At 36.2% G+C, this 13,936-nt stretch carries 15 protein-coding genes and 2 rRNA genes; 16 read left to right on the top strand and 1 reads right to left on the bottom strand.

Annotated elements, in window-relative coordinates; all coding sequences use genetic code 11:
* The 13 genes from JIN86_RS22995 to rsmI form a co-directional block, all read left to right on the top strand.
* Positions 1 to 125: ribosomal RNA gene (locus JIN86_RS22995) — 23S ribosomal RNA — on the top strand; the annotation flags it as partial.
* Between the two features lie 115 nt (positions 126 to 240).
* Positions 241 to 356 (top strand): 5S ribosomal RNA (rrf, locus tag JIN86_RS22990).
* 105 nt (positions 357 to 461) lie between these two features.
* Entirely contained in the window at positions 462 to 899 is a 438-nt protein-coding gene (locus JIN86_RS22985) for an SRPBCC domain-containing protein (protein WP_202342958.1), read from the top strand.
* A gap of 275 nt (positions 900 to 1,174) precedes the next feature.
* On the top strand, positions 1,175 to 2,599 hold the full coding sequence (locus JIN86_RS22980) for an aminotransferase class I/II-fold pyridoxal phosphate-dependent enzyme (RefSeq protein WP_237497405.1): 1,425 nt from the start codon (positions 1,175 to 1,177) through the stop codon (positions 2,597 to 2,599).
* A 17-nt stretch (positions 2,600 to 2,616) separates the two neighbouring features.
* A complete protein-coding gene (gene tmk, locus JIN86_RS22975) occupies positions 2,617 to 3,246 on the top strand; it encodes a dTMP kinase (RefSeq protein ID WP_004229232.1) in 630 nt (209 codons plus the stop codon).
* A gap of 311 nt (positions 3,247 to 3,557) precedes the next feature.
* Positions 3,558 to 3,881: a cyclic-di-AMP receptor gene (locus tag JIN86_RS22970; RefSeq protein ID WP_202342956.1), complete on the top strand. Its 324-nt coding sequence runs from the start codon at positions 3,558 to 3,560 to the stop codon at positions 3,879 to 3,881.
* A 108-nt stretch (positions 3,882 to 3,989) separates the two neighbouring features.
* Positions 3,990 to 4,430: a YaaR family protein gene (locus tag JIN86_RS22965; protein WP_004229228.1), complete on the top strand. Its 441-nt coding sequence runs from the start codon at positions 3,990 to 3,992 to the stop codon at positions 4,428 to 4,430.
* Between the two features lie 148 nt (positions 4,431 to 4,578).
* Positions 4,579 to 5,583, top strand: a complete 1,005-nt coding sequence (holB, locus tag JIN86_RS22960) for a DNA polymerase III subunit delta' (RefSeq protein WP_004229226.1) — start codon at positions 4,579 to 4,581, stop codon at positions 5,581 to 5,583.
* Positions 5,576 to 6,391, top strand: coding sequence for a PSP1 domain-containing protein (locus JIN86_RS22955; protein WP_048395431.1), 816 nt, complete (start codon positions 5,576 to 5,578; stop codon positions 6,389 to 6,391). The genes holB and JIN86_RS22955 overlap by 8 nt, the downstream gene beginning before the upstream one ends.
* Positions 6,392 to 6,418: 27 nt before the next feature.
* Positions 6,419 to 6,775: a DNA replication initiation control protein YabA gene (yabA, locus tag JIN86_RS22950; RefSeq protein WP_004229222.1), complete on the top strand. Its 357-nt coding sequence runs from the start codon at positions 6,419 to 6,421 to the stop codon at positions 6,773 to 6,775.
* Positions 6,776 to 6,838: 63 nt separating this feature from the next.
* Positions 6,839 to 7,588: a tRNA1(Val) (adenine(37)-N6)-methyltransferase gene (locus tag JIN86_RS22945; RefSeq protein WP_004229220.1), complete on the top strand. Its 750-nt coding sequence runs from the start codon at positions 6,839 to 6,841 to the stop codon at positions 7,586 to 7,588.
* Positions 7,572 to 7,835, top strand: coding sequence for a GIY-YIG nuclease family protein (locus JIN86_RS22940; protein ID WP_004229219.1), 264 nt, complete (start codon positions 7,572 to 7,574; stop codon positions 7,833 to 7,835). Before JIN86_RS22945 ends, JIN86_RS22940 begins: the two co-directional genes overlap by 17 nt.
* Positions 7,832 to 8,707 carry a 16S rRNA (cytidine(1402)-2'-O)-methyltransferase gene (rsmI, locus tag JIN86_RS22935; protein WP_202342955.1) on the top strand — a complete coding sequence of 292 codons (876 nt, stop codon included), beginning with the start codon at positions 7,832 to 7,834 and terminating at the stop codon, positions 8,705 to 8,707. Before JIN86_RS22940 ends, rsmI begins: the two co-directional genes overlap by 4 nt.
* A gap of 234 nt (positions 8,708 to 8,941) precedes the next feature.
* On the opposite strand, the gene JIN86_RS22930 is transcribed toward rsmI, so the two are convergent.
* Positions 8,942 to 9,220, bottom strand: coding sequence for a transition state genes transcriptional regulator AbrB (locus tag JIN86_RS22930; protein ID WP_004229214.1), 279 nt, complete (start codon positions 9,218 to 9,220; stop codon positions 8,942 to 8,944).
* A gap of 333 nt (positions 9,221 to 9,553) precedes the next feature.
* Here JIN86_RS22930 and metG point away from each other — a divergent pair, with 333 nt between their 5' ends.
* From metG to JIN86_RS22915, 3 genes are all read left to right on the top strand, one after another.
* On the top strand, positions 9,554 to 11,545 hold the full coding sequence (metG, locus tag JIN86_RS22925; protein ID WP_237497404.1) for a methionine--tRNA ligase: 1,992 nt from the start codon (positions 9,554 to 9,556) through the stop codon (positions 11,543 to 11,545).
* 253 nt (positions 11,546 to 11,798) lie between these two features.
* The gene (locus JIN86_RS22920; protein WP_004229210.1) at positions 11,799 to 12,569 is read left to right on the top strand and encodes a TatD family hydrolase; all 771 of its coding nucleotides are present in this window, start codon (positions 11,799 to 11,801) and stop codon (positions 12,567 to 12,569) included.
* Between the two features lie 135 nt (positions 12,570 to 12,704).
* Complete coding sequence (locus JIN86_RS22915) at positions 12,705 to 13,916, top strand: resuscitation-promoting factor (RefSeq protein ID WP_009374180.1); 1,212 nt, start codon at positions 12,705 to 12,707, stop codon at positions 13,914 to 13,916.
* Positions 13,917 to 13,936: the final 20 nt, after the last annotated feature.

Genomic DNA, 13,936 nt, shown 5'->3' with positions numbered 1-13,936 from the left:
AAGATGAGATTTCCCATTACGCAAGTAAGTAAGATCCCTCAAAGACGATGAGGTAGATAGGTTCGAGGTGGAAGTGTGGTGACACATGGAGCTGACGAATACTAATCGATCGAGGACTTAACCAAAAAGTTTGAAACATTCAATGCACCGTTTATCCAGTTTTGAAAGAACAAATCTTTCAATAAAAAAAGAGAGCTTCAAGACGCAGTAATACGCCGTGTATTGGAGGTCGAATAAAAGTCTAGTGATGATGGCAAAGAGGTCACACCCGTTCCCATACCGAACACGGAAGTTAAGCTCTTTAGCGCCGATGGTAGTTGGGGGCTTCCCCCTGTGAGAGTAGGACGTCGCTAGGCAAATTAGTAACCACTGAGAATTCAGTGGTTTTTTTGTTTATATAGAAACCTATAAAATGTTAAAGTTTAATAGAGCGATAAAAATAAACAAAGGGGTGCAATGGAGTGGCAACAGGACAATGTAGTAAGGAAATCAATATACAGAAAGAAAAATTAGAGAATTTTGTTCAAAATAGAGAACAATGGGCTGTTTTAATACCAGGTTACTTACATCACGAATTACTAAATGAAGACGATATGATCTGGGTTTTCCAAGGAGACTTTGGCATAATTAAAAAAGCTGTTAAAGTAAAACTTAAAGTAAAAAAATCTGATGCTCATCAAATACAGTTTGATTTAGAGGGTTTATCTGATCCGATAATTGGTAATGGGTCTTTTGAAATAATACAAAATCAAAATGAATCACCACAACTGATTGGTAATTTAACAATGAAAGCTAGTGGATTTTTAGCAGGAATGATGAATCCAGTATTAGATAATTTTGTACCTCGACTGATAGAGCAATTAGTGGAAGCAATGGCCATTCAAGCATTACAAGACTAGTGATATGAAAATAAGTGGTTAACCGATTATTACAGATAACAGCAATAATCGGTTTTATTTTAATAAGCAACTCTTACGGCTGCAAAAAGATGATTTAGGTATAGATGACTCTATTTTTGGATGAAGCGTCAACGATAATGATATCAAGCGGTGATTAATTTTGATGAAAAGGTTGTTTACTAAATAAAGTGGATTACCTTGTGGAAGGATAGCTTTTTTCTCTCGTTATAATTTCGTATAATTAAACGAGAATCTAACGAAAATGGGTGTTTGTTTTGCAAAAGAAAAAACCAATTATAGAAGGGTTAGAACGTTTTCGACAGCAACAAAATATTTCTTTTCATGTCCCAGGTCATAAATATGGCGAACTGTCCCACCTTCCTCAAGCATTTAAAGATGTAATGCGTTATGATGTAACTGAATTATCGGGATTAGATGATCTACATTACCCTGAGGAAATGATCTTAGAAGCCGAAAATCTATTGGCAGATACATATGGGGCAACGAAGAGCTTCTTTTTAGTAGGAGGGTCTACTGTTGGCAATTTAGCAATGATTTATGCTACTTGTAACAAAGGTGATACCATTATTGTTCAGCGTAATGCACATAAATCAATTTTCCATGCTATTGAACTTGTTGGGGCTAAGCCAATTTTTGTGTCGCCGCTATGGGATGAACGGACATTGTCGGCGACACATGTAACTTATAGAGATTTAAAAGAAGCCGTAGAAAATTATTCAGAGGCGAAAGCAGTAGTTTTAACATATCCTACTTATTATGGGATGACTTCGAATGAAATACAGCAACAAATTGCTTATTGTCATGAGAAGGGAATACCTGTATTGGTGGATGAAGCACATGGCGCTCATTTTAATGCATGTACGCTATTTCAGCCATCTGCATTGACACTTGGAGCAGACGTTGTTGTTCAATCAGCCCATAAGACTCTACCTGCTATGACGATGGCTTCTTTTATGCATGTTAAGTCGCAATTGATAGAGGCTGACAAAATACATCACTACTTACGCATGTTACAATCTAGTAGCCCATCTTACTTATTATTAGCATCATTAGATGATGCTCGTTATTATGTACAGACATATATGGAGAGTGATGGGGCATATATAATAGAAAAAAAGAATCAATGGATAGATGCATTACGAGCAATTGGATCATTAGAAGTAATTGAAGTAGATGATCCACTTAAAGTATTGTTACGTGTTAATGGTTATAGTGGCTTTCAATTACAGGAGGCATTAGAGGCAAAGCATGTGTATGGGGAACTGGCAGATGCCAATCAGGTTTTATTTGTGTTACCTTTGCTGAAGCAAGGACATACCTACCCATTTGCTGAAATCAGGGTTCGTATAAAAGAGGCTATATCAACGCTATTAAACACAGCTAAAACAGATAGCATAACGGCTTCTCAAACAGCCTATCATTTTGTACCGATTACTGAGCCTCTATATACCTTTAATGAGGTTGCATCATTAAAGAAAGAATGGTTACCATATATGCGTACAATGGGGCGAATTTCAGCAAATATGATCATTCCTTATCCACCTGGGATACCATTATTAGTACCAGGAGAAAGAATAACAGTAGCTAAGTTAAGTCAATTGGAAGAGCTACTAGCAGCAGGTGCAACATTCCAGGGGAATCATCGTTTAGCAGAAAAAATGATTCAGGTTATTAAATAGTTGGAGGCAATAACAGCATGAATAGCAATTTATTTATCACATTTGAAGGACCAGAGGGAGCAGGAAAAACAACGGTCATTCAAATGATAGCAAAGCGATTAACAGAAAAAAATATTGAAGTTCTAGCAACAAGAGAACCAGGTGGAATTGAGATTGCAGAAAAAATAAGAACGATTATTTTGAATCCTGCACATACTGCTATGGATGAACGAACAGAGGCATTGTTATATGCTGCAGCAAGAAGCCAGCATTATTTTGAAAAAGTACGTCCTGCATTAGATGCAGGGAAGTTAGTGATATGTGACCGTTTTATCGATTCCTCTTTAGCCTATCAAGGATATGCAAGAGGTATAGGTGTCAATGAGGTGCTTTCTATTAATGAATTTGCTATTGGGAAGAAATTACCTGACGTGACCATACTATTTGATCTTGCTCCAGAGGTTGGCTTAGCGCGTATTCATGCAACTGGCAATCGGGAAGTAAACCGCTTAGACGTTGAAAGCTTGCCGTTTCATCAGAAGGTACGTGAAGGATATTTACAATTAGTAGAGCAGTATCCAGAGCGAATACGTGTAGTCAACGCAGATCAAGATATTGAAAATGTTGTGGAAGATGTATGGTTATTATTATTGGAAGCAATGCAGTAAATGCATGAAGTTGTCTACAACAATGTGATATAATGATATTATCCATTAATTTATCTTCACTAAGAGGGCATCATTTGTGGAAGTACCTATTAGGTCTGACACACCTTTGTGTAGATACATTATGTGTTTAGGGAACCTTGTAGATGTCTCTTTTAAAATTTTCTTATAGAGTTTTTATGTCAACATGCTGATGTTCCTCTAGTTCAACAGTAGTTTAAACTTTCGATGAACTAAGATAATTATTTATAAGCTAAGGCTTACGAATAGAATTGAAATCTATCTAGTGAATTTTATAAAAGGGGTGAGTGCGAATGAAGTTAGTCGTAGCTGTAGTGCAAGATCAGGATAGCAGCCGCTTATCAAATGCTTTAACGAAAAATCAGTTTCGCGCAACTAAATTAGCGAGCACAGGAGGATTTTTACGTTCAGGAAATACGACATTTCTTATAGGAACTGAAGACTCTCTCATACCCAAACTTTTAGATATTATTCGGGATAATTGTCGGGCAAGAGAGCAAATGGTTGCACCCGTTTCTCCGTTAGGAGGAAATGCTGATTCCTATATACCTTACCCTGTAGAGGTGGGAGGAGCTACCGTATTTGTTTTACCGATTGAACAATTCCATCATTTTTAAAAAGTAGCCTCCGAAGCTAAATCATGAATTATTTGTTACTATTGAACATTTTATTTAAAAACGATTATGCCTAGGAGAAATAGATAAAACTGTGGGGGCGAAACTAGCTTGAAGATTAATCAAGATATACGTGTCGGGTTAAATACAAATCGCAAAGAGCCACTACAAAATAATAATCAAAATAACCGATTTGGAGATATGGTCGTCAAGCAAGGTAATAAGCTGCAAACAGAACAACTCACGCGTTTGTTAGGGGATATATCTACTGCAGGGGACCGAGTAGCTAGATCACGTAATTTACGAGAACTTGCTAGGTTTAAAATGCTTGTTAAACGATTTCTACAAGAGACAGTAGAACATGGTATGGAGTTAAAACAATCACATACTTGGAATCGTTTTGGTGAAGGAAGACGTCTGAAAATCATTGAAACCATTGATACACGTCTTGTCGAACTTGCACAGGATCTTTTAGACGAAGAAAAAGAAGCCATAGATCTTCTTGATAAAATCGGTGAAATTAAAGGCTTACTAATTAATTTATATATGTAAAACCCGTGTCTCGTTCTCATTTAGGCGCGGGCTTTTTTCAAATGTTGATATGGCTACTCGTCATTAAAGTAAACAACTGCAATATTTCTTTACAAGAGTGCAAGAAAGTATCACTTTTTGTTGTAGAGACAGGAAGGAATTTAAATGTATGGCCAAGAATGTTGAAGAGCTACTCACACTGCAACCAGTCGTAATGAAGCAGCTTCAAACAATATTTGACAAGAATAGATTAGCACATGCATATATTTTTGATGGCGAAAAAGGGACAGGCAAGGCAGATATTATGCACTTTTTTGTCAAATTAATGTTATGCGAGCAACCAAATGGAAATGTTCCATGTGAAACATGTCGAAATTGCAAACGTGTAGATTCGGGAAATCATCCAAATATTCATCAAATTTATCCAGATGGTCAATTCATAAAAATTGATCAGATGCGAGAGCTCATTGGAGAAATGAAAATGGTGGGTGTAGAAGAAGGACGTAAGATTTATGTGCTTCATCATGCAGACCGTCTTAATACAGCCTCTGCAAATATGATACTTAAATTTTTAGAGGAGCCAGAAGGAGAAGTAACTGCCATATTACTAACAGAGCAAATGCAGTCAATACTTCCAACTATCCGTTCTCGTTGTCAACATATCAAATTCCAAAAAATGCCACGTCATGTTTTGTTGAAGCATTTACAGGAAAATAATATCTCTCATTCAATGGCCTCAACAGTAAGCATGATGACAAACGAGGTAGAAACAGCGATATTTTTAGCAAATGATGAGCAGTTTGCACTCGCTCGAAAAACAGTGTTAAAATTAGTAGAGGCCATTCGGCAAAATGTACACGAAGCATTGCTTATTGTGCATGAAGAGTGGTTGCCTCACTTTAAAGAAAAAAGTGAGATGGAGCAAGCATTGGATTTACTACTATTTGCTTACCGTGATATAGTGTCAATAAAAGCTAATCCCGAGGCAGCTTGTACTTATCCAGACATGTTACCACTATTTAAAGAAGTTGCGCTATATTCCACTTATGAGAGATTATCAAATCAGATGGAATCTATTTTACAAGCACGTGCCTCTTTACAGCGTAACATGAATAGGACGTTATTGATGGAGCAGTTAATGCTAAATCTGCAGGAGGGATATACATTTGTATAATGTAGTAGGAGTCCGCTTTAAAAAGGCGGGTAAAATATATTATTTTGATCCGGCATCATTTCTACTAGAGGATAGTCAATATGTTATTGTAGAGACAGCCCGCGGTGTAGAGTATGGAAAAGTAGTTGTCCCTCAAAAGGTAGTGGGTGATAATGATGTTGTATTACCACTAAAACAAGTACTTAGACCAGCAGATGATCGTGATCGTATACAAGTAGAAGAAAATGCAGCGGAATCAAAGCGTGCATTTGAGCTCGCTAGTACGAAAATTATAGAGCATAATTTAGAAATGAAACTTGTAGATGTTGAATATACATTTGATCGTAATAAAATTATTTTTTACTTTACAGCTGAAGGACGAGTTGATTTTAGGGATCTAGTAAAAGATTTAGCCTCGGTTTTTAGAACACGTATTGAACTTCGTCAAATCGGTGTGCGTGATGAAGCCAAGCTTTTAGGTGGTATCGGTCCATGTGGTAGAATGCTTTGCTGCTCCACATTTTTGGGTGATTTTGAGCCTGTTTCTATTAAAATGGCTAAAGATCAAAACTTATCATTAAATCCTTCAAAAATATCTGGCCTTTGTGGACGTTTAATGTGTTGCTTAAAGTATGAAAATGATGAATATGAAGAAGCAAAAGAGGGCATGCCAGATGTTGGTGAGATAACAATGACACCAGATGGCCGTGGGAAAGTAGTAGGGCTAAATGTGCTGGAAAGACTTATTCAAGTATATTTACATGAGCAGGAACGCACAGTTGAGTATACACTAGAAGAACTGCTAGCATGCGAAAAAAATCTTATTTAAGATAGAGAATTTAACGAGGTGGCTTGGGTGAAGGACCGTAATTTCTTAGATACCGTTATGGAGTTCGAACAACAGCTCGAAGCAATGCAAGAGCAATTTGGTGCATTGAAACAATTTGTAGCGTTAATGATGGAAGAGCATAAGGCACTTGAAACAGAAAATCATCATCTACGTACACGTCTAGAAGAACTACTTTCTAATACAAACTCCGTACAAGCTGCTGAAGTAAAGAAAGAGAGTCCGCTAGATATTGGTGAGGGATATGATAACTTAGCTCGCCTCTACCAAGAGGGCTTCCATGTTTGCCATGTTCATTTTGGAAGTTCACGTAAGGGTGAGGATTGTCTGTTTTGTCTATCATTTTTAAATAAACAAAATGTGTAATAAAAGGCTGATTCCCGCTAAGGTGGTGTCAGTCTTTTGTTTTGTAGTGTAGGAGGAGTAAGCATGGAAAAATGGCTAAAAGGTGACGAGCGGTTAGATTATTTGTTGGCTGAGAATTTACGTATTATTCAAAGTCCCTCTGTCTTTTCGTTCTCATTAGATGCAGTACTGCTTTCGAAGTTTGTCAGTATTCCTTATCATAAAGGAAAAATTGTTGATTTATGCTCAGGAAATGGTGTGATACCACTTTTTTTAAGTGCACGTACAAAGGGACAGATAACGGGAGTAGAAATTCAGCCACGTTTATTTGAGATGGCAGAGAGAAGTATCCGTTACAATCAGCTAGAACAGCAAATTCAAATGATTCTTGGAGATGTTAAAGAAATACCGAAACAACTTGGCATTGAAAAGTATGATGTGGTTACCTGTAATCCGCCCTATTTTTTAGCACATGAAGCAAGTGATAAAAATCTTAGTGAGCATCATGCCATAGCACGCCATGAATTGTATTTAACATTGGAAGAAGCCATTCAATCAGCAAGTAAATTATTAAAGCAAGGGGGCAAGGCCGCATTTGTCCACCGACCAGGGCGATTATTAGATATTGTGACAGCTATGCGAGCAAATCGCTTAGAGCCTAAACGGATGCAGCTCATTTATCCGAAGGAAGGGAAAGAGGCGAATACATTATTAATAGAAGGAATAAAAGATGGAAAGCCTGATTTAAAAATTCTGCCGCCGTTGTATGTTTATGATGCTAATAATGAATACACGGCAGAAGTGAGAGAAATTCTTTATGGAAAAGAGCAATAATCACTACTTTTATGTGTTAGAGTGTGCTGATCAAACTCTTTATGCAGGGTATACAAATAATATAGAAAAACGTGTTGCTGTACATAACGCTGGTAAAGGAGCAAAATATACAAGAGCTAGAGGTCCAGTGAAATGTATTTATAAAGAAATATTTGAGACAAAGCAAGAAGCAATGCGTGCTGAATATGCCTTTAAGCAATTAACAAGAACACAGAAAATTAATTATATAAGGAGGGGCGAATCGTGAAATCACAAAAAAGTACAATACACGAACAGACAGGTTGTTTATATCTGGTAGGAACACCTATTGGTAATTTAGAAGATATGAGTGTGCGTGCACTTCGCATTTTAAAAGAAGCCGATATTATCGCGGCAGAAGATACTAGAAACACCAAAAAGCTGTGTAACTACTTTGAGATTGAAACACCGCTAATCAGCTATCACGAACATAATTTAGCCGTAGGTGGAGAAAAATTGTTAACATTACTACAGGAAGGAAAAACAATTGCATTAGTAAGTGATGCAGGTTTACCTTGTATTTCTGATCCAGGTGCAGATATAGTTGAAAAAGCAATTGCTCAAAACTTTTCTGTTGTACCAGTGCCAGGGCCTAATGCAGCGATTTCAGCATTAATTGCATCTGGGTTATCGCCACAGCCGTTTTTCTTTTATGGATTTTTGAATCGCGGAAAAAAGGAACGTCGCCAGCAATTAGAACAATTAAAAAAACGCCAAGAAACGATTTTACTCTATGAGGCACCACATCGCTTAAAGGATACATTAAAAGATATGGAAGCTATACTCGGGGAACGTCGTATTGTTTTAGCTCGAGAGCTGACAAAGAAGTTTGAAGAGTTTTTAAGAGGTACTTTGTCTGAAGCTGTAGAATGGTCACAAACAGAGGAAATACGAGGAGAGTTTTGTATTGTTCTTGAAGGTAATAGCTGTGTAGAAGAGGAAGATCATGAAGAAGCTTATTGGCAAAACATGTCCATTGTTGAACATGTTGATTTCATTATCAATCAATCGAATGTATCTTCAAAAGAAGCCATTAAAGAAGTAGCTAAGTTAAGGCAAGTGTCAAAGCGAGATGTTTATAATGAATATCATAGTAATTAATAGTAAAGAGTTACCTTATTAGGGTAGCTCTTTATTTTTATTTAGTTCATGACTTCGAAACTTAAAAGTTGAGAAGTAATAATTTTGAGACACAATTTTAAATTGATAATAATTGTAAATAATAGTAACCTAAAATAGAAAGGTCTGACATGGACATTATAAGGGATTAAGAAATTGGTTATATTAATAAACAGAAACACCTAAATCACTGTTTTGATTTAGGTGAGTAACTAATTATTTTTTTAAGTTAGATTGAATTTCTTTAACTAACATTTCAGCGCCTTCTGGACTTAAAATTAATTTGCCTCCAACTAGACGGAAGTTATCATCTGAAACTTCACCAGTAACAGCACATGTCATATTAGGCATATATTTTTTTAAGATGATTTTATCATCATCCACATAGATTTCTAAAGCGTCCTTTTCAGCAATTCCTAGCGTACGGCGTAACTCGATAGGAATTACTACACGACCTAACTCATCGACTTTACGAACAATCCCTGTTGATTTCATAATAGATTTCCTCCTAATTTATAAAAGTTATATTGGTATTTCGTCAAATTTCGACATTATTTCTTTGTCTGATAGTTATCATACCAAGTAATGCCATAAACGTCAATTAATTAATGCACTAATATTATGCTTTTAAAAAAAATTTTTGAGAAGAATGCAGGTATTTTAATTTTTTTAAAAGGTTTTTAATAAATATTTTTGTTAGTAGTAAAAAAGGTTCTTATTTAAGTCATTTAATGGATTAAATATATTATTCGACAATTTTCGCGATTAATAAACTTTCATTGAAACGAATTTCGTACTTCGTTAGAATAGAAAGTATATTGTAAAACAATGGAGGCAGTTCTAGTGAGTGAACAACAAAAAACATTCTATATAACAACACCCATTTACTATCCAAGTGGGAAATTTCATATTGGTACGGCATATACAACAGTAGCATCTGATACTATTGCACGCTATAAACGTTTAAAAGGTTATGATGTACGCTTTTTAACAGGAATGGACGAACATGGCCAAAAAATTCAAGAAAAAGCAGCAGAAGCGGGTAAACATCCTCAAGATTATGTAAATGAAATTGCAGATGCTGCGAAAAAACTTTGGGGTTTAATGGATATTTCTTATGATGACTTTATTCAAACAACCCAGGATCGACATACGAAAGCTGTCGAAAAGATTTTCCAAAAGTTTTTAGATAATGGTGATATCTATAAAGGTGAGTATGAAGGCTGGTACTGTACACCGTGTGAATCATTCTTTACTGAGACTCAACTAGTTGACGGGAACTGTCCTGATTGTGGTCGTCCGGTGCATAAAGTTAAAGAAGAATCGTACTTCTTTAATATGAAGAAATATGCAGATCGTTTATTAGCTTATTATGAAGAGAACCTTGAATTTATTGAGCCAGAATCACGAAAAAATGAAATGATTAACAACTTCATTAAACCAGGACTAGAGGATTTATCGGTATCAAGAACATCCTTCGACTGGGGAATTAAAGTACCAGGAGATCCAAAGCATGTTATTTATGTGTGGGTTGATGCATTAACGAATTATATTACAGCCTTAGGTTATCTATCAGAAGATGAATCATTATTCAACAAATATTGGCCAGCAGATGTACATGTAGTAGGGAAGGATATTGTTCGTTTCCATACGATTTATTGGCCAATCTTCTTAATGGCACTAGATTTGCCATTACCGAAAAAAGTATTTGCTCATGGTTTTATTATGATGAAAGACGGTAAAATGTCTAAATCAAAAGGTAATGTAATTTATCCTGAAATGTTAATCGAGCGTTATGGTCTAGATGCGACACGTTATTTCCTATTACGAGAATTACCATTTGGCTCTGATGGGGTATTTTCACCAGAATCATTTATTGAACGTACAAACTTTGATCTGGCTAATGATTTAGGGAACTTATTAAATCGTACAATTTCAATGATTAATAAATATTTTGATGGGATTATTCCGACAGAAAATCTTCAACCGACAGAATTTGATGCAGCTTTAAAAGAGCAAGCTGAGTCGGTACGTATTAAATATGAAGAAAGTATGGAAAAAATGCAATTTAGTGTCGTTCTGGCAGACTTATGGACGCTTGTTTCACGCACAAATAAGTATATAGATGAGACACAACCATGGGTGTTAGCAAAAGAGGAGTCAGACAAGCCAAAATTAGGTGCAGTTATGCGAAATTTGGCAGAAAGCTTACATCAAATCGCTGTCATGTTGCAACCATTTATGACAACAACTCCGAAACGTATGATCGATCAGTTAGGATTAGATGACAAATTCTTAGCATGGGATACAATTGAAACATTCGGCAATACTATTCCAGCAAACATTAAAGTGGTAGAAAAAGGGATACCGATTTTCCCACGCTTAGAAAATGAGGTTGAGATTACTTATATTCGTGAGGAAATGCGTGGCTCTGTGAAAACACCACAGGATGAAGAAATTAAAAAGGTAGCAAAAACTGAAGAAAATCCAGAAATTCCTGAAATTACTATTGATGATTTTATGAAAGTAGACTTGCGTGTAGCTACTGTGACTGCATGTGAAACTGTTCCGAAAGCAGATAAATTATTAAAGCTTCAAGTTGATCTAGGATATGAGCAACGTCAAGTAGTTTCAGGTATTGCGAAATTCTATACACCAGATGATTTAATAGGTCAAAAAGTAATTGTCGTAGCAAATTTAAAACCAGTAAAATTACGTGGTGAAATATCACAAGGAATGATTTTAGCCGGTGAGAAAGATGGAATTTTAAAATTAGCATCAGTTGATCCTAAACTCGAAAATGGTGCAAAAGTAAAGTAATGAATTTAAGGAAGGCCTGCTGAATATGAATTATTCAGCAGGCTTTTCAAATCTGTTAGAGAAAATGGAATTAAATTATTTTGAAATAATTTGTGGTATGTGAAAAATATAGTTTTGTGGGTTTAAAGAACTACTTTAGGTAATGTCGATTAAGTGGAATGTCACAATGTCGAATAGTTTGTAATGAAATTGTAATGACCACGAAAAATATGAAATAATAAATTTTAATAAAATCAATGTTAGGAGAATGAAGATGTATATAGATACACACGTACATTTAAACGCAGATCAGTATGAGGAAGATCTTCAAGAAGTGATTGATAGAGCTCTTGAAGCTAAAGTAGAAAGAATGGTAGTTATTGGTTTCGACCGTAAAACCATTGAGAGAACAATGCAATTAATAGAGCAATATGATTTTGTTTACGGTGTCATTGGCTGGCATCCCGTAGACGCTATTGATTGTACCCAACAAGATTTAGAGTGGATTGAGCAATTAGCTTCACATCCAAAAATAGTTGGCATTGGTGAAACGGGATTGGACTACTATTGGGATAAGTCTCCAAAAGACGTTCAACAGGAACTTTTTCGCAAGCAAATTCAATTAGCTCAAAAGATCAATTTACCAATCGTTATTCATAATAGGGATGCAACAGGTGATGTTGTACAAATTTTACGTGAAGAAAATGCTGCATCCGTAGGGGGTGTTATGCACTGCTTTAGTGGAAGTGTAGAAACAGCGCGTGAATGTATAGCTATGAATTTTAAGATTAGTCTTGGGGGACCAGTGACATTTAAAAATGCACGTCTACCAAAGGAAGTAGCGACAGAAATAGCTCTTGAGCACTTGATGATTGAAACAGACGCTCCTTATTTAGCTCCACATCCACATCGAGGTAAGCGCAATGAACCCGCTTTCGTGCCTTTAGTTGCTGAGGAAATCGCACGTTTGAAAGGGTTGACAATTGAGGAAATTGCACAAGCAACTACAGCCAATGCGAAAAATTTTTTTGGGATTGACAATTAACTAGCTTAGATGCCTCCAATACAGGGTTTGTGGTTGGCAAAAAACAAGAAGTCAATTTTCAGAGAAATACTTTCGGGTTGACAGTGCCAAAACTAGTCCGTATAATCCAACCTTGTATTAAGGAGGCGTTTTTTCATGTCAAATAATTCCATGAAAAACTTGTTCTTAGGATCATTGAGGAGTAAGCAAACAGTGATAAGAATTATTTCACTTGTCCTGTTTGTGTCTGTAATCTCTTTCGTGCTTTATCAGGGTACGAAAAAATCCGTTAAGCTTGAAGCAAATGGAGAAACAATCGAAGTATCAACACATGCCAAAACTGTAGAACAATTATTACAAAATCAAAATATAGATATAGCAGAGCATGACAAAATTTCACCCTCTCTGAACACCAAAATTGTTAATGGATTAGCAATTACATGGGAACAGGCAAAAGAAGTAACTATTTCAGTTGATGGAAATCAGTCAAAAGTTTGGACAACTGAAACACTTGTGAAGGACATTTTGAAGGAAGCAAATATTAAAGTATCTGAACATGACTCTTTAGCGCAAGGTCTAGATACTGAACTAGGAGCAGAAAACAAAATCGATATTCAAAAAGCGTTTCAAGTAGCGCTTGTCGATGGCGTAAATAAAAGACAAGTATGGTCCACTTCGACTACGGTCGCTAACTTTTTAAAACAACAAGGAATTCAGCTAAATGAATTCGATCGTGTCGAAAATAACCTGGAGAACGTCATTACTCCGGAGAGTAAAATCACAGTAGTTCGCGTAGAAAAGGTTATCGATGTAGTGGAAGACTCTTTAGATTTCGCAGTTGAAAAGAAGCAGGATGCTTCATTGCAAAAGGGGAAACAAAAAGTAGTAGCAACGGGCGAGAAGGGTTCGGTTTCTCGTACGTATGAAGTTGTAAAAGAAAACGGTAAGGTTGTGGCAAAAAACCTGCAATCTGAGAAAGTATTAAAAGAACCGAAGAAACAAGTGGTTGCAGTAGGCACAAAAACAATCGTTGCAAGTGCAGCAACTGTGTCACGTGGTTCTGCAGAGCCTGCTAACGGTAAAGAATTTTATGTAACGGCAACAGCATATACACCATATTGCAACGGTTGTACTGGTACATCAGCAACTGGTATAAACCTACGTTCAAATTCTGGCTTGAAGGTGATAGCAGTTGACCCTTCTGTTATTAAGCTAGGATCAAAGGTTTGGGTAGAAGGCTATGGAACTGCTATAGCTGGGGATACTGGTGGGTCAATTAAGGGTAATAAGATTGACATACTTGTACAAACAGATGCTCAAGCACGTAACTGGGGACGTAAGAAAGTGCGCGTTAAAGTATTAAATTAAAAAAATTGTAAAATTAATCA

It is taken from the genome of Lysinibacillus sp. HST-98, from assembly GCF_016757845.1.
Lineage (GTDB): Bacteria > Bacillota > Bacilli > Bacillales_A > Planococcaceae > Lysinibacillus > Lysinibacillus capsici.
This window is presented reverse-complemented; position numbering and strand designations above follow the sequence as displayed.